The organism is Leclercia sp. (genome assembly GCF_036780805.1).
Lineage (GTDB): Bacteria > Pseudomonadota > Gammaproteobacteria > Enterobacterales > Enterobacteriaceae > Enterobacter.
Genome location: NZ_DAIQCE010000001.1, coordinates 1,391,371 through 1,407,221 on the forward strand (window position 1 = coordinate 1,391,371; position 15,851 = coordinate 1,407,221).

General features: G+C 60.6%; 17 protein-coding genes. 7 read left to right on the forward strand and 10 right to left on the reverse strand.

The window, feature by feature from the left end; translation table 11 throughout:
* Positions 1-40 precede the first annotated feature (40 nt).
* The 4 genes from hisD (V7Q49_RS06515) to V7Q49_RS06530 form a co-directional block, all read right to left on the reverse strand.
* On the reverse strand, positions 41-1,351 hold the full coding sequence (gene hisD, locus V7Q49_RS06515; protein WP_333849923.1) for a histidinol dehydrogenase: 1,311 nt from the start codon (positions 1,349-1,351) through the stop codon (positions 41-43).
* Positions 1,351-2,490: a nuclear transport factor 2 family protein gene (locus V7Q49_RS06520; protein ID WP_333849924.1), complete on the reverse strand. Its 1,140-nt coding sequence runs from the start codon at positions 2,488-2,490 to the stop codon at positions 1,351-1,353. Before V7Q49_RS06520 ends, hisD (V7Q49_RS06515) begins: the two co-directional genes overlap by 1 nt.
* Positions 2,491-2,608: 118 nt before the next feature.
* Complete coding sequence (locus tag V7Q49_RS06525) at positions 2,609-3,580, reverse strand: nuclear transport factor 2 family protein (protein ID WP_333849925.1); 972 nt, start codon at positions 3,578-3,580, stop codon at positions 2,609-2,611.
* Positions 3,577-4,647, reverse strand: a complete 1,071-nt coding sequence (locus V7Q49_RS06530) for a LacI family DNA-binding transcriptional regulator (protein ID WP_333849926.1) — start codon at positions 4,645-4,647, stop codon at positions 3,577-3,579. Before V7Q49_RS06530 ends, V7Q49_RS06525 begins: the two co-directional genes overlap by 4 nt.
* Positions 4,648-4,999: 352 nt before the next feature.
* Between V7Q49_RS06530 and V7Q49_RS06535 the strand changes: the two genes are divergently transcribed.
* The 6 genes from V7Q49_RS06535 to V7Q49_RS06560 all read left to right on the forward strand — a co-directional run bounded on the left by V7Q49_RS06535 (position 5,000) and on the right by V7Q49_RS06560 (position 11,087).
* Positions 5,000-6,238, forward strand: coding sequence for an MFS transporter (locus V7Q49_RS06535; protein ID WP_333849927.1), 1,239 nt, complete (start codon positions 5,000-5,002; stop codon positions 6,236-6,238).
* A 73-nt stretch (positions 6,239-6,311) separates the two neighbouring features.
* Positions 6,312-7,634 carry a histidinol dehydrogenase gene (gene hisD, locus V7Q49_RS06540; RefSeq protein ID WP_333849928.1) on the forward strand — a complete coding sequence of 441 codons (1,323 nt, stop codon included), beginning with the start codon at positions 6,312-6,314 and terminating at the stop codon, positions 7,632-7,634.
* A gap of 3 nt (positions 7,635-7,637) precedes the next feature.
* Positions 7,638-8,402 carry an SDR family NAD(P)-dependent oxidoreductase gene (locus V7Q49_RS06545; RefSeq protein WP_333849929.1) on the forward strand — a complete coding sequence of 255 codons (765 nt, stop codon included), beginning with the start codon at positions 7,638-7,640 and terminating at the stop codon, positions 8,400-8,402.
* A 9-nt stretch (positions 8,403-8,411) separates the two neighbouring features.
* Entirely contained in the window at positions 8,412-9,134 is a 723-nt protein-coding gene (locus V7Q49_RS06550) for an alpha/beta fold hydrolase (RefSeq protein ID WP_333849930.1), read from the forward strand.
* Positions 9,121-9,909: an HpcH/HpaI aldolase family protein gene (locus tag V7Q49_RS06555; RefSeq protein ID WP_333849931.1), complete on the forward strand. Its 789-nt coding sequence runs from the start codon at positions 9,121-9,123 to the stop codon at positions 9,907-9,909. The genes V7Q49_RS06550 and V7Q49_RS06555 overlap by 14 nt, the downstream gene beginning before the upstream one ends.
* A gap of 11 nt (positions 9,910-9,920) precedes the next feature.
* Positions 9,921-11,087 (forward strand): cupin, encoded by a 1,167-nt coding sequence (locus V7Q49_RS06560; protein ID WP_333849932.1) that lies wholly within the window; start codon positions 9,921-9,923, stop codon positions 11,085-11,087.
* A 40-nt stretch (positions 11,088-11,127) separates the two neighbouring features.
* On the opposite strand, the gene V7Q49_RS06565 is transcribed toward V7Q49_RS06560, so the two are convergent.
* The gene (locus V7Q49_RS06565) at positions 11,128-11,763 is read right to left on the reverse strand and encodes a carbonic anhydrase (RefSeq protein WP_333849933.1); all 636 of its coding nucleotides are present in this window, start codon (positions 11,761-11,763) and stop codon (positions 11,128-11,130) included.
* Between the two features lie 43 nt (positions 11,764-11,806).
* Positions 11,807-12,619, reverse strand: coding sequence for an MBL fold metallo-hydrolase (locus V7Q49_RS06570; protein ID WP_333849934.1), 813 nt, complete (start codon positions 12,617-12,619; stop codon positions 11,807-11,809).
* A gap of 127 nt (positions 12,620-12,746) precedes the next feature.
* Between V7Q49_RS06570 and V7Q49_RS06575 the strand changes: the two genes are divergently transcribed.
* Entirely contained in the window at positions 12,747-12,887 is a 141-nt protein-coding gene (locus V7Q49_RS06575) for a hypothetical protein (protein ID WP_032617828.1), read from the forward strand.
* A 93-nt stretch (positions 12,888-12,980) separates the two neighbouring features.
* Here V7Q49_RS06575 and V7Q49_RS06580 read toward each other — a convergent pair whose 3' ends face one another.
* The 4 genes from V7Q49_RS06580 to V7Q49_RS06595 all read right to left on the reverse strand — a co-directional run bounded on the left by V7Q49_RS06580 (position 12,981) and on the right by V7Q49_RS06595 (position 15,806).
* Complete coding sequence (locus V7Q49_RS06580; protein WP_333849935.1) at positions 12,981-13,463, reverse strand: GlcG/HbpS family heme-binding protein; 483 nt, start codon at positions 13,461-13,463, stop codon at positions 12,981-12,983.
* Between the two features lie 77 nt (positions 13,464-13,540).
* A complete protein-coding gene (locus V7Q49_RS06585; protein ID WP_333849936.1) occupies positions 13,541-14,164 on the reverse strand; it encodes a response regulator transcription factor in 624 nt (207 codons plus the stop codon).
* Complete coding sequence (locus V7Q49_RS06590; RefSeq protein WP_333849937.1) at positions 14,157-15,485, reverse strand: sensor histidine kinase; 1,329 nt, start codon at positions 15,483-15,485, stop codon at positions 14,157-14,159. The genes V7Q49_RS06585 and V7Q49_RS06590 overlap by 8 nt, the downstream gene beginning before the upstream one ends.
* Before the next feature lie 159 nt (positions 15,486-15,644).
* A complete protein-coding gene (locus tag V7Q49_RS06595; RefSeq protein ID WP_333849938.1) occupies positions 15,645-15,806 on the reverse strand; it encodes a hypothetical protein in 162 nt (53 codons plus the stop codon).
* Positions 15,807-15,851: the final 45 nt, after the last annotated feature.

Genomic DNA, 15,851 nt, shown 5'->3' on the forward strand with positions numbered 1-15,851 from the left:
CATGCCGGAGGTCAGGCCTGCGCCCGACCTCCCGTCGCCTTTAGTCGCGCAGCCCGGAGGTGATGGCATCCAGTGCCTCTGGACGCAAACGGATTTCCGCCGCGCGGCGGTGCCCCTGCATCCCCTCGGTACGGCTCTGGCGAATGGCAGGCTCGGCAATCGCGGCAATGCCCTGCTCGTCGATCCACTGATGTGTACAGATCTTCACATACGCCCCCACCCACAGCCCGCCGGTATAGCGCGCTGCCGCCATGGTCGGCAGGGTATGGTTGGTGCCGCAGCATTTATCCGAGAACACCACGCTGGCGTTCTGGCCGATAAACAGCGATCCGTAATTGCGGATTTTCGCTGCCGTGCCGTGCGGATCCCGGGTATGCACCTGCAGATGCTCGGTCGCCATGTAGTCGGCGAAAGCGATCAGCTGCTCTTCGCTGTCGCAGAGCACAATTTCACCCTGACGACGCCAGGCCTCGCCCGCGGTGACGGCGGTCGGCAGCGATTGAAGCTGACGCTGGATTTCCGCCAGGGTCCCTTCGGCAATCGCCCGGCTGGTGGTCGCCAGCCCCACGCGGGTATGGACATCATGCTCGGCCTGAGCCAGCAGATCGGCAGCAATAATGCGCGCATCGGCGCTGTCGTCGGCGATAGTGAAGATCTCGCTCGGTCCGGCCAGAGCGTCGATCCCCACCTTGCCGAACACCTGGCGCTTGGCCTCGTTGACAAAGGCGTTGCCCGGCCCGACGATTTTATCCACCGCCGGCACGCTTTCAGTGCCCCAGGCCATGGCGGCGATAGCCTGCGCGCCGCCAATTTTAAAAATCCGGTGCGCGCCCGCCAGGTGGCAGACCGCAATCATCGCCGGGTGCGCGCCGGGCGGCAGACAGGCAATAATCTGTTCACATCCTGCAACCGTTGCGGGCACGATCGACATCACCGGCGCGGAGAGGATCGGATAACGCCCCCCGGGGACGTAACAGCCCACCGTCTGGACGGGGATAATGCGGTGCCCAAGATGCACACCGGGCAGGGTTTCCACCTCCAGCGGCTGCATGGTAGCGAGCTGGGCCTCAGCGAAGCGGCGTACTTGCTGAATGGCAAACTCGCTGTCGCGACGGGTCTGGGGATCCATCTCGCTGAGCGCCGTTTCGATCTCCTGGGCGGTCACTTCAAACTGCGCCGGAACCACCTTATCAAACTGCTGCGAAAAGGCCTTCAGGGCCTCGTCGCCGTCACGCTTCACGCGCTCAATAATGGCGCTGACCGTGTCGGTTAACGACCTGTCGGCCTGTGCATCCTGTCCCTGCGGACGTTTGATCCAGCTCACCTGGTCAACGATTGACTGTACAGACATTATGCTTCCTCCATTTGACCCAGTTTGATTTGCGCCAGCAGCGCCAGGTGATCGTAAACCACCCACTCGTCGACGATTTTGCCGTTGATAATGTGGTAGTGAGACATGCCCATCACGAACAGGCGTTCGCCGGTCGGTTTACCCAGCTCGCCGTAGCCCAGATGGTGACCCTCGATGATCCAGCGAACCGCCACCTTGGTGCCTCCCTCCTCGCACGGATTGGAGCAGATATGCTGCGGCAGCCAGGCGCCGTCGGGGATCATGCCGATCAGGGCCAGGGTCTGGTGCGTCACCGACGCCGTGCCGTACAGCTCTTTCATCAGCGGCCCGTGCCACTGGACGTTCGGGGCGTAGACCTCTTTGATCTTGCCCAGCATCCGGCGATTATAGATTTCGTGCAGCCAGCGCAGGCACTGCTCTTCGGTATCGGTATGGGCAATAGAGACGTCGCAGACCATTTCCGGCGGATACTGCCCCAGCATGCGGCCGTTTTCGCCGATGTCGGTAACGCGGAAGCCCTTGTCGAACTGCTCTTTCGCCATGTTAAAGGCGATCTCGTCGGTGTTGAGCCCCAGCTGCTTCATCAGGGACATGTTGTCGCTCACCACCCACTCCCGGTAGATTTTGTTTTCGTGGATCATGCAGTCGGCCACGGTGCGGGTAACAAAGGTGCGGTTGGTCGGCTTGCCGAGATGGCTGAACTGGGTATGGCGACCGCTGCCGGTGACTAGGTGCGAGGTATAGAAGCCGTCCACGTCGTTACCGTTCCAGATCACCTGGGTGGCCATGCCGCGGCGCTCCGGGAAGGCCACCAGACGTTGCAGGGTGTCCTGCACCACCTGCTCGCGGGTATAGAGGGTGCCCAGCGCGTTATATAAGACGCAGTTGTGCGTATAGTGGGTGTAAATTAATCCCACGTCGCGCTCATCCCATATTTTATGGGTACAGCGAACGATATAATCGACAATATCGGTATAGCACTCATCGAATCCGCGTAATGATTGCGCGCGCGGACGTTTCTCCGGCACTAAATCAATAAAGTCCCGGCGCTCAACCTGTAATACCGGTTCGTCGCGGGTGGGTTTACTGTTTTTCTCAGGTACGGCTGGCGCTTTATTTGTTGCTTCGGTTGAAGACATATAAACTCCTGCATCTATTTTCAGACAATACGATCCCGCACCCGGAATGGATGGAGAAGAGAGCCGCAATAGGTATTGCGGCGGATTTAAAAAGCGTTTTTAGATAACGATATTTCGTTTAATTAACGATTTGCGACCAGATAGCTAATTCATCAATGCCTAAATATTCGCGAATAATTAATCCATCGCGTAATTCCAGCTGGCTGATACCGGTAATGGAGACCGGTTTACGGGTCGGCACGCCAAATTTACCGTAGCCGTCGTGCCAGGTCAGGAGCGACCAGCGCAGGGAAATGCGCACCGGCTCGTTGGGATCCCGACGCACAATCAGGTGGTGCAGCTGCACCTCGCTGTCAGCAAAGGACGCCCGGTAGCCCGACAGCAGCGCGGCGATCTCCTGCTCGCCGGTGCCGATGCAGTGCCCCGGGGCATACAGCGTGGCGGCAGGATGGTACAGGCCCGGCACGGTGCCGCTGTTGCCCCCCGCCCACATCGTCAGATAGCGCTCCACCACCCCGGCAATCGGCCCCTCAACGTCATCCCCTTCAGGCCCACCTGCCCAGCGGGCATCGAGGGTTTCGGCACTTTCGCGGACGATCCCCAGCTGGTTCTGCAGTACCCCGAGATTACGCGCAAACTCCTGCACGTTGAGTCCCAGCTGCGCCACAATTGCTGCCCTATCCTGCAAAAGCCACTCCTGGCGCACGGCCCCTTCGGCGCAAATTCTGTCGGCCCAGGTACGCACCCAGACGGTTTTCCCGGTCGGCGGGCCGAAGAAGCCCTCCCCCTGATGGCGAATGCAGGCGATAGTGCGCTGGGCGGCGTAATACTCATCCCCGGGGTTCTGCGTCGTCAGAATATCTTCCGTCAGCACCGTGCGCTGGGGGAAGCTGTGCATCGCCTCCAGGGTCAGGCGCATAAACTGCGAGAGATCGTTAAGCTGCTTCTCCGGGGTGATAAAGACCACCGGGGAGGCGTAAAAGTCGGCCAGTTGGCCAATGTCCTTCTGCTCCCAGACCACGTGCGTCAGGGTGCGAATAAACTGTTGAATGGAGTCGAACTGGGGGCTGAATCCCGGCAATCTGCTCATTTGTCCTCCTGGGTCTGGAACACGTAATTACCCTCTGCGTCGATGGTGCCCGTATGGGGGCGGCGCGCAGAGTGGCGAACCACCAGCCTGCCCGGGACGATGACCTGCTCGGGTTCGATAGTGCCGCTGTCGATCTGCTTCATCAGTAACTCCACCGTGGCGGAGACCATCGCCTCCACCGGCTGCGAGGCGGAGGTTAACGCATAGGATGCCCAGCTGGACGGGCCGATATCGTCATAGCCAATGATCGAGACGTCCTCCGGGATCCGCAGGCCAAACTCATAGCGCGCCACGTCCATCACGATGACGGCCATATGGTCGTTGGCAACGAAAATCGCGTCCGGCGCAGGCGAGGCGGAAAAGAGGGCGTAGGCCGCGCGGGCGGTCTGCTGCGCATCATAGTTGCCGTTGACCACCCGGACGTCGTCAATCCCCTGCTCCTGCAGCGCACCCAGATACCCGCGCTGACGGGCAATGTTGACCGACGAATCCGCCACGCCGCCCACCCAGGCAAACCGCTGATGGCCTGCGGCGAGGAGAAACTCGGCAATCTGGCGGGCGGCTGCCTCGTTATTGCTGTTGACGCTGGAGGCCATCCCGCTCTCTTCGCTGCGGTTAAACAGCACCACCGGGATCCCGGCGGCCAGGCACTCCTCCGACAGATCCAGCGACAGCGTCACCGAGGCCAGCACGATGCCGTCCACGCGATACTGCATGATCTGGTCGAAAATCCGGTCCACGTTCCCCTCGCGGTCGCCGACAAACAGCAGCAGGTGGTAGTTGAGGGTGTCCAGCTTCTGCGCCAGCGCCTCCAGCACCTGGGGGTAAAACTGGTTATCAAAATAGGAGATCACCACGCCGATGATCCGCGAGCGGGCGGTGTTAAGCGAACGCGCAATGGCGTTCGGGCGGTAGCCCAGCTCCCGGGCCGCCTTCAGCACTTTTTCACGCGTGGCCGACGAGATGCTCGCCCCCGGCGTGAAGGTGCGTGACACCGCGGACTGTGATACGCCCGCCAGCTGCGCCACCTGCTGTGAGGTCACCGCTGTAAAAGTCTTACGTTTCATTACGTGTGTTCCTTATCCCTTTCGCTTCCCCATTCTGGCACAGATTCAAGGCGTTATGCCGAACACCTGCCATAACCCCCCGCAAAACTGCGCCTCAGGAAGCGGGTACTTTTTAGTCTTACACCATCTTTGCATGCGTATGCAACAGCCAGAATTATTTTTTTCACAATGGTGACAAACGACCTTTACAAAATTGAAACCTTTTCGTAACTTCAATTTTTGAATACGTATGCAGCGCAGTTTTCATACCGTCAATGGTACCGGGCAGATTGGGCAGTCACCAAAGGGAGTGAGCCGGTAAAAGTTGTACTTGACTGGTTTTAACCCATTACGTTTTAAGAGGTTCACAACCATGTTTCGAGCACTGTTACGCCGACCGGAAGCCCGGCTGTTCTTTATCATCAGCGTGTTGTTTTTTATTTGTATTCACAGCATTGATGCGTTTCTGGCCCCGATGATGATCAATCAGGGGATGGAGCCGCAGGTGATGGGGATCATCATGGGGGCCAGTGGCCTGGCGACCCTGCTGATCCGCTTCCCGCTGGGGATTGTCTCCGATGTGGTGAAGAGTCGGAAAATCTTTATCCAGTTTGCGCTGGTGCTGCCGATTATCGCCTGGCCGCTGGCCTGGCTGGAGCCAAACGCCCTGACCCTCTATCTGGCGAAAGCGGCAGACGGCGTCACCGCCGCCACCTGGGTGCTCTACAACATCCTGTTTATTCGCTACTTTGATCAGAAAGATGCACCAGCTGCCGTCGCCTTTCTGGCGCTGGCCGGGCCGCTGGGGGTGTTCCTCGGCAACTGCATCGGCGGCCTGTTGATTCACTATTTTGCGAACAACATCGCCTTTTTCGTCTCCTGCGTCTCGGCGCTGGTGGCGCTGTTCCTCACCACCCGGATCCGCGACGTCCACGACCCGGTAAAAGCCCCGACGCTGAAAGCCTGTATTGCCGGTGCCCGCCTGCAGCTGGCCGACCGCTCGGTGTGGCTGATCGGTATTCTGGCAACCCTGGTTATCCTGGTGCCCTTTGCCACCCGCGATACGCTCACCCCGATCTACGCCGAGCAGCTGGGTGGCCGGGCCGGGATTTTAACCCTGCTGAGCAACATCCATCTGATCTTCTATGCCCTCGCCATTGCCCTGTGCAGCAGCGTGTTTTACCAGCGTCTGGGTCTGATGAAGACGGCGGTACTGGGCATTGTGCTACAGGTGGTCTCCACCTTTGGTATCCCCTTTACCAGCAATCTGTACCTGATCTATCTGTTGCAGGCGCTGGCCGGGTTCTCCTTCGGGATGGCGTTCGCGGCCTTTATGTCCCTGAGCGTGGTCAACACCACCTCCGATGAGCAGTCGACGCGGATGGGGCTGTTCCAGACCATTTACTCCTGCGGCATGTTTGCCGGGCCGGTGATCATGGGGGTGATGCTGCAACACATTAACCTGTCGTCCGGGTATCTGTTTATTGCCGCTCTGTCGGTGGTCGCAGCGATTGCCACCCCGCTTTCGGTGCGCTGGGTTTATTCCCGTAAAACACCCGCCACGGCTGAATTATCTCTTAATAGCGCCCTCGCGCCCGCGCGCGACCAGTAATTTTTCATCCCGATAATATTATCCCGGTCCGCCGGGAGGGTACCCCTCATCATAAATACAGAAGGAAGAGAGTGTGGCTTATCAACTTAAAACCAGTAAACCGGTTCAGGAACGTCAGGATGCGCAGCGACAAATACGAGAAACGGTGGAACTTATTCTTGCGGATATTGAAAAGCGTGGGAATAAAGCCATTCGCGAATTATCCGTTAAGTTCGATCGCTATGACCGGCAGGATTATCGTCTGACCGATGCAGAAATTAATGCCTGCATTAAAAAATTAAGCCGTCAGGATATTCACGATATTGAATTCGCCCAGGAACAGGTCTTTAATTTCGCCCGGGCGCAAAAAGCCTGTCTGCTTGATCTGGAAATAGAGACCCGCCCCGGGGTGATCCTCGGCCATAAAAACATTCCGATTAACGCGGTGGGCTGTTATGTCCCGGGCGGGAAATATCCGCTGCTGGCTTCGGCGCATATGTCGATTATCACTGCCAACGTCGCGGGCTGCTCCCGTATCGTCAGCTGCGCCCCGCCGTTCGGCGGCGAGCCTGCGCCGGCCATCGTAGCGGCGCAGAAAATGGCGGGCGCCAGCGAGATCTTCGCCCTCGGCGGCATTCAGGCGATTGGCGCAATGGCGCTGGGCACCGACTCACTGGCCCCGGTGGATATGCTGGTCGGCCCGGGCAACGCTTTTGTGGCGGAGGCCAAGCGCCAGCTGTTTGGCCGGGTCGGCATTGATCTCTTTGCCGGTCCAACCGAAACCCTGGTCATTGCCGACGACACCGTCGACGCCGAAATCTGCGCCACCGACCTGCTGGGGCAGGCCGAGCACGGCGTTACAACACCTGCGATCCTGCTGACCAACTCCCTGCAGCTGGCGAAAGAGACGCTGCGCGAGATCGACCGCCTGCTGGAAAAACTGCCCACCGCCGACATTGCCCGCCAGGCCTGGCACGACTATGGGGAGATTATCGTCTGCGACAGCTACGACGAAATGCTCGCCGAAGCCGACCGCATCGCCTCAGAACACGTGCAGGTGATGACCGACCGTGACGACTGGTTCCTCGCCAACATGACCAACTTCGGCGCGCTGTTCCTCGGTCCGCGCACCAACGTGGCCTACGGCGACAAGGTGATCGGCACCAACCACACCCTGCCGACGCAAAAAGCGGCGCGCTACACCGGCGGCCTGTGGGTCGGTAAGTTCATGAAAACCTGTACCTGGCAGAAGGTCCTCAGCGATGAGGCCACCGCGGAGATCGGCAGCTACTGCTCGCGGCTGTCGCTGCTGGAGGGCTTTGCCGGACACGCCGAGCAGGCCAACGTGCGCGTGCGCCGCTACGGTCAGGTGGAGGTGCCTTACGCCACCCCGGCCCCGGTCAGAGAGAAGGTGTAACCCATGACCTTTCCTGAGATGCCCTCCTTTGGTCTGCATGGCAAACGCGCCCTGGTGACGGGCGGCTCCCGAGGGCTGGGGTTTGCCTGCGCCGTCGCGCTGGCCCATGCCGGGGCGGAGATATGGATCGCCGCCCGGGATCGCCAGGGGCTGGACGGTGCCGCAACGCTGGCCGCGGAACACGGGCTGAGGCTGCACCCGGTGGCGCTGGATATCACCGACGTGGCGCAGGTCGAGTCGGTGCTCGCCGGGCTGCCCGCATTTGACGTTCTGGTCAACAGCGCCGGGCTGGCGCGCCATGAACCCTTCCTGGCAGCCAGCGAGGCCAGCTTCGATGCGGTGATGACGGTCAACGTCCGGGCCACCTTCTTTGTCAGCCAGCGGGTGGCGGCGCGGATGCGCGATCGGCAAATTGCCGGATCGATTATCCATCTCTCCTCGCAGATGGGCCACGTCGGTGGCCCCCGCCGCAGCGTCTACTGCGCGTCGAAATTTGCCCTGGAGGGGTTAACCAAAGCCATGGCGCTGGAGCTGGGTGAAGACGGGATCCGGGTTAACACCCTGTGCCCGACCTTTATTGAGACCGCGCTCTCTGCGCCGTCGCTGGCCGAACCTGAGTTTCGCCGCTACGTGCTGGACAACATCAAGCTGCGTCGGCTGGGCAAGGTCGAGGACATCATGGGCCCGGTGGTGTTCCTGGCCTCCGATGCAGCTGGGATGATCACCGGCAGCGCCCTGATGGTCGACGGCGGCTGGACTGCAACCTGAGGAGAGACTGTGAATAATCCCCCCCTGCCGCTGGTGCTGCTTAGCGGCACGCTCTGTAACGCCAGGCTCTGGCAGCCCATCCTGGCCCGGCTCAATCAGTCTGCCGTGATCTGCCCCAGGCTGACGGCAGACACTTCGGCGGAGCAGGCTTCGCAGCGGCTGCTGGATCAGCTCCCGCCGCGCTTCCTGCTGGCCGGGTTTTCGCTGGGGGCGATAGTGGCGCTGCAGATGGTCGCCGACGCCCCCGGGCGCATTGCCGGACTGGCGCTGCTGTCGGTCAACCCGCTGGCCGTTCCGCCGGAAAGTGCTCCGGCGCGGCGCGAGGCGGTGAGCGTCGCCCGCCAGCAGGGGCTGACGCGATGGCTCTCTGCCAGCCTGTGGCCGAAGTACGTTGCGCCGTCGCGGGTGGATGACCAGGCCTTACACGCTCTTATCTGCCGGATGGCAGAGGAGAGTGGCCTCGATACCTTAGCGACGCAGACGGAGATCGCCATTACCCGGCGGGATAATCGCGAGGCGCTGGCCTCGCTCGCCTGCCCCATCATCATTATCAACGGCATGCAGGATCCCCTCTGCACGCCCCATCACCACCAGCTGGTTGCAGAGAGCGCCCCGCAGGCGAGGTGCGTCACCCTCGCCTCTGCCGGGCACTTTACCCTGCTTGAGGCACCCGATGAGGTCGCCCCCCCGCTGCGCCAGTGGATTAAGGAGTGTTCAGATGCGCAAGAATAAACTCAGGGTGGTGCGTGAAAACGCCGCCATTATCAACGGCTGGCTGGCGATCCCCTCCGGCTACAGCGCCGAGATCCTCGGCCATCAGGGCTATGACGCGGTGACCGTCGATCTCCAGCACGGGATGATCGACTTCGCCAGCGCGCTCGCCATGCTGCAGGCGCTCTCCGCCACCCCGGCGGTGCCGCTGGTCAGGGTGGCCAATAACGATCCGGCGCAGATCATGCGCATGCTGGATGCCGGGGCCTACGGCATTATCTGCCCGATGATCTCCACCCCAGAGGAGGCCCGGCGCTTTGTCGCCGCCTGCCGCTATCCGCCGCTGGGCAATCGCTCCTTTGGCCCGGCCCGCGGCCTGCTGTACGGCGGGGCCGATTATCCCCAGCACGCCAATGACGAAATTCTGACCCTGGCGATGATCGAAACCCGCGAAGGGCTGGCGAATCTCGATGCCATTCTGGCCACCGAGGGGCTGGACGGGGTGTTTATCGGCCCTAACGATCTGTCCCTCACCCTGACCGGCAGCGCCAGCGCCGAATCCCGCCATCCGGAGATGCTGGCCGCCGTGGAAATGGTGGTCAGCCGCTGTCGCCAGCGGCACAAAATCGCCGGGATCTTTTGCACCTCCGGCGAGGCCGCCGCCCGGCGTATCAGCGAAGGTTTCCAGTTTGTCACCCCCGCCAACGATGTCATGCAACTTGGCCGCGCCTCGCGTGAAGCCGTCGCCCAGGCGCGCGGCAACGCGATCCCCACCACTGGCGCATCAGGCTATTAACAGGAGAGAAGATGAAAGCACGTCACATTACCCCGGAACAGGCCAGAAGCCGCCTGGTTGCCCCTGAAGATATGGTCTCCTGCAATCTGGCGTTTATCGATTGCAAACTTCCCGGCTCGCACCTGAAGCAGAACTACTCCTTTATTGGTCCGGGCGTGACCCAGTCGTCCGCCCAGGTGGTGAATATTCCGGAGCCACACGGCTTTAACATCGGTGCCGCGGCGATGCCGAAAGGGGTGACCAACAACCTGCATCTGCACTTCACCGCCGAAGTGTTCTTAATTCATGAGGGCACCTGGCGCTTCCGCTGGGGAGCCAACGGCGAAAACGAAGCCGAGTTCAGCGCCCCGGCCATTCTGTCGATTCCGACCTGGATCTTCCGCGGCTTTACCAACGTCAGTAAAGAAGAGACCTGCGGCATGGTCTACACGGTGCTGGGCGGCAATAATACCGGGGGGATCATCTGGCACCCGTCGATTCTGGCTGCGGCCAGCGAGTACGGCCTGTATCTGAGCAAGGAGAATATGCTCATCGACGTCAACGCGGGCGATACCCTGCCGGAACCGGCGGGACTGTTGACCCCGCTTGCACCGGAGGAGATTGCCGCCCTGCGTCACTACTCCGTCGAAGAAATGCGTCAGCGGGCGGTGACCGGGGAGGATCGTCGCTGGTCTGCGGCGGGACTGCTTGATTCGGTACTGCCGGGCCACGGGGGTGAGATTGCGCCGGTGATTGGCTTCGGTATCAGCCAGGACAAACACGCCGAGCCCGCCATCGTCAACCCGCACGGTTTCTCGGTAGAGTGGCTGCGCCTGAAAGCGGATCACGTGGTCGGTCGCCACCTGTGCCCGGACGTGCAGGTGATCATGGTCTTTAAGGGAACGCTGGAGGTGACCTGGAATGTGGAGGGTGAAGAGGTGAGCATTATCGCCCCTGAGCGCTCGGTGATTTCGGTCCCGGAGAACAGCTGGCGATCTTACCGCGCGCTGGAAGGCAACGTGGAGTGCATTCTCACCACCCAGGGCGATCAGCGTAAGCGCGTCTACTGGGATGAGACAATCCTGGCGCAGGCCAGAGCGGCCAATCGCTGCCTCGATCCGGATGGCTATGTGACGGCGGTGGATCTGCTGCCTGAAACGGCGAAGCGGGCGGGTCGCAGACTGGAAGCGCTGACTTAAGAGGATTCAGGGCGGGCGATCCCGCCCTGAAGGTGCGTTTTTACTCGAAGTAAACGCCAGGATTTTCGGACAGAGAGACGAAGGTTTTCGAATCTTTATCCAGGGCGCGAATTTCCCCGCTTTCGATATCGTAAACCCAGCCGTGCAGGCGGATAGCGTTGTTACGCAGGCCGACCGCCACCGACGGGTGGGTTTTGATGTTGCTCAGCTGGGCGAAGACGTTTTCCTGCACCATGGCGTTCACTTTGTCGGTCGGGTTGTCCCAGGTCTTATTTTCCACTACCGCTTTGGCGGCATCGGAGTAACGCAGCCAGTGTGATACGGCTGGCATCGGCTCGAGATCGGCGTTGTCGGCAATCGCCTTCATCGCGCCGCAGTTAGAGTGGCCGCAGATCACGATGTCGGTGACGCCCAGCGCCACCACGGCGTATTCGATAGTGGCGGAGACGCCGCCCGGCTCTGGCCCGAAAGGTGGCACGATGTTGCCCGCATTACGAATGACAAAGAGCTGTCCCGGATCCTGCTGGGTGACTAATTCCGGCACCAGGCGGCTGTCAGAACAGGAGATGAACAGCGCTTTGGGATTCTGGCTGGAGGCCAGACTGCGGAACAGATCTTTGCGTTGCGGGAAGACTTCTTTTTGAAAGCTGAGAAAACCTTCAATGATATGTTGCATAGCAATGTCTCATTTTTTTGTGATTGTACAGGCATGATCGAGATCACGGTTTTTCGAGTTTACCCACCGGGCCCGAGTTCAGACAAGCAATATATTTCTGGACCGACCGCAGGACAATGTCCCGCGCGTTGGCGGAAATGTTCTGTCCTTCAAAGGCCCCGTAGAGCCGTTCGAAGGCTATACCGTCCAGCCGGGCTGCTATCTCGCTCACCGCGCTGGCCGGCAGCGGCAGCATATTCGGGTAGCTCCACATAAAGGAGACCGCATCTTTTCCCGGCGTCACCTGCAGGATATCCCCGGCCAGCAGCACGCCTCCGTCGACATTCCAGTGCAGCACCGTGCCACCGGCAAAATGACCGCCCAGCCGCAGCAGCCGGACGTCAGGGGCGATCTCAAGGGAATCCCCTTCCCAGAAGCGCAGGGCCGGACTGTTACGCATCACCCACTGCCGGTCGCTGGCATGAAGGTATACCGGAGCATCAAAGGCCGCGGCCCAGTCCTGCATGGTGGTGTAGTAGTGCGGGTGCGAGATGGCGATAGCGTCGATCCCGCCCAGCGCGGTCACCAGGGCCTGGGTGGCGGAATCGAGGTTAGCGATGCAGTCCCAGAGCACGTTGCCCTGCGGGGTACGCAGCAGGATCGCCCGCTGGTTGATGGCAAAGGCGGGAACGGTTTTGATGCTCAGAAGATTGTCTTCGAGCTGTTGCCACTTGTTGGTGTGGGTGGCAGTCAGGGTGCTAAAATCGACCCACGCTTGCCCCGTCGCAGGCACGTACTGGCGTTCATCTTCACAAATGGCGCACTGTTGCGGTTCGACGTCATAGGACGTGCCGCAGGTTTTACACAGAACGATCATGAGGTCTCCTTAGCCGGATAATGTATGAGTATGGCAAGGATTATCCTTATGTGCGCTGGGGTGCCTCAGCCCGGTGTTTTGCTCTATAATACGAGCTGGAACAAAAACCGAACAAAGCAGGTAAATGATGGAAATTGATCTCAACAATCTGGTGTTTGACGGGCTGGATGAAGCAGAAGAACGTAACGCAGAACGCCTTGAAGATGCGGATAAAAAAGCCCAGGCGATTGTAGCGGACGATGACTGCGGCGACGCCTGCAAGATCTGATATAAAAAGCCCCGGCGATCGTCCGGGGCTTTTGCCGGGTGGCGGCTGTCGCCTTACCCGGCCTACAACACCATCCCGTACGCCGGGAAATGATTACGACTTCGTCATACCGTCAATGGCTTGCTGAGCGCAGGCTACATCCAGATGTCCACCCGGTGCGCCGCCAATCCCGATGGCTCCAATCACCTCATCCCCTTCTTTAACCGGCAAACCACCCGCCAGCAGCAGCAGGCCCGGGATATCCCGCAGGTTCTGTGCCCCGGCGTTGCTTTGCGCGGACTCCATCACCTTGCCCGAGGCATTTTTGGTGCTGAGCGCGGTAAAGGCCTTCATCTCGCTGGCTTTCAGGGTGTGCGGACCGGCGTTGTCCGTGCGCTGTACCGCCTTAACGACTCCGGCACGATCCACCACCGTGACGCTGACCTGATAATTTTTAGCCGTACAGGCCTGAATGGCCGCGCTGGCCAGGGCATTGGCCTGGGTCAGGGAGAGATTTTTTTGCGCCACGGACTGCGCCTGCGCCGATACGCTGGCCATCCCGACTACACACACTGCTGCCATCATTAATTTTTTCATCGCACATCCTCGGATAAATGGAAACAGATGCAGCGTACCGAAGCGGGCCATGAAATGTTATTCGGTCGACTACGGGGTTAGCCTGGTAGTTCTACGGATTGCAATTTGTCGTATTCCCGGATGGCCTGCACCAGGCTGGCGACCCCCAGCTTGAGGAACACCGCTGCACGGTGCGCTTCCACCGTGCGCGGCGAGAGGTTCAGCCGGGCGGCGACCTCTTTATTACTGCTCCCCTCCATCAGGGCCAGCAGCACCTCGTGTTCCCGGGCGGTGAGCTGTTCAAAGAGCGCCCTGACCCGTCTGGCCTCCTGCCAGCGCACCACCCGCTGCTGGCTCTCGGCCAGCGCGGCGGTGATGGATTCGATCAGCGTGTCGGCATCCAGCGGCTTGGTGAAAAACTCAAATACGCCGTTATGAAACGCCCGGCGACAGGCGTCGATGGTGCCGTGGCCGGTCATCAGGATCACCGGCAGCAGCGGCCAGGGCCATGCCGCCTCCTCCAGCCAGGCCAGTCCGCCTTTGCCCGGCATACGCATATCCAGCAGCAGGCAGCCGGTCAGGGCCGTGTCTGCGCCGTGCGCGGCGGTAAAGGCGGCGATACTCTCGTACGGTTCAACGCGCCAGTTCATCCCGGAGAGGAGAAACACCAGCGACTCCCTGACCGAGGCATCATCGTCAATTAACCAGATGACGTTATCCATTTTCCTGACTCCCGTGATAAGCAAACTGCAACCGAACCCTGGCCCCGCCCTCCGGGGCGTTATCCAGCGTCAGGGTGCCATTCATTCTGGTGACTAACGACTCCGTCAAGGTCATGCCCAGGCCGATCCCGCCCTGCCGCCCGCTGTAAAAGGGCATAAAGGCGTTTAGCAAGGCATCCGGGGTAAAGCCCGGCCCGCCGTCGGTGATTTCTATCTGAATACACCCGCCGTTGCGCCGGCTGCGGATATGCACCCACCCCGCCGCATGCTCCTGCTGCGCCTGGATGGCGTTGCTGAGGAGGTTGTGCAGCACCTGCTCCAGCCAGAGCCGGTCGGCGCAGAGCGTGCGGGCATCGGCGGCAAAATCATGGGTGAGGCGGATATGTCGGGCGGTGCGCTCGTGCTCCAGCAGGTTGCCGACCTGCTGCCAGCAGCTGGCCAGGTCCACCTCGCCCAGGTTTACCCTCTCCTCGGTAACGTGTTCACGAAAGCGGGTCAGCAGCTCGCCTATCCGCTGGGTCTGCACCAGCGCCGACCCGAGGGCCTGAGACACCGCCTCGGGATTGCCCTGCCCCAGCTGGCGCTGGGCCCCCTGGATCCAGGTCTGGGCGGCGGTCAGAGGCTGGTTGATCTCATGCACGATACCCGCGGTAATCTCCCCCAGGGTATTGAGCCTGGCGTGCTGGTAATACCTCGCGCGCTGGTCGGCGTTTTGCCGCTGCTTACGCTGCCAGAGGATCACTCCGCCTGCCGCAATCACCAGGGCCCATCCCAGCCAGAGCAGCAAAAACGGCACCAGGGCAACGTTCAACCACGCCGGTCGGGCGACGGCTTGCAGGATAAAGGGTTGGGTGTGCAGGGAGAATTGCTGCTGCCAGTGCCAGAAGGCCTCCGCCGGGGGCGGCGAGGCCTCGCCGCGGAGATCCAGGCTGAGGCGGGTAAAATGCGGTCTGGCCCCGATCACCGACCGGGTATCAATGAGTACCCGGATTTGTCGCCAGGGATTATAGAGCCAGTACTGCGTGTCGCCCACGGGTTCAACCCGCGCGGCGTCGAGGGCGCGTCCCTGGGTCTTTTGCAGGTCGAGGATTTGCGGGAATTTTTTACGCAGCGCGGCCAGATCTTCATCGCCATTTAACAGCGGCAGCACCGACTCGTTCTGGGTGAGAACCGCCCCCGCCTCGGCAAACGCCGTGGCAAACTCCCGGTCCAGATCCCAGAACTGACGGCGGATCTGTTCGGCATACAGCAGCACGCTGCTTAACAGGCAGAGCAGGAGCCAGATCAGAAGCCCACGATGTAAAAATTTTCGGTTGTTCATTCAGTTAACTGGCGCTGGAGAAGACGCCAGAGACCTTAGCAGGAAGCTAAGCCGGGGACAAAACTTGCGGTGATTTTTGGATGTTAGCGTCCAGAATGGCGGGGCGTGCGCGGAATAACGCACACCTCGTTCCAGTAGGTTTCCCGCACATGGCGGTGTTCAGCGTTGCGTTTGCTCATGGAACCACTCCGGGTCGATATTGGCGATGTCCACGCCATACAGGCTGGCAACCGGCAAAATGGATTCAATAATACGCTGCGCGCTGTTCTCTTCCGATTGTGCGGCAAAAAACCGCCGTAACGTACTCATCAGTTTGCCCATTGCCCTGTTCCTCATTTGTTCAGCCTGTGTGCAGTAAACCAGCAA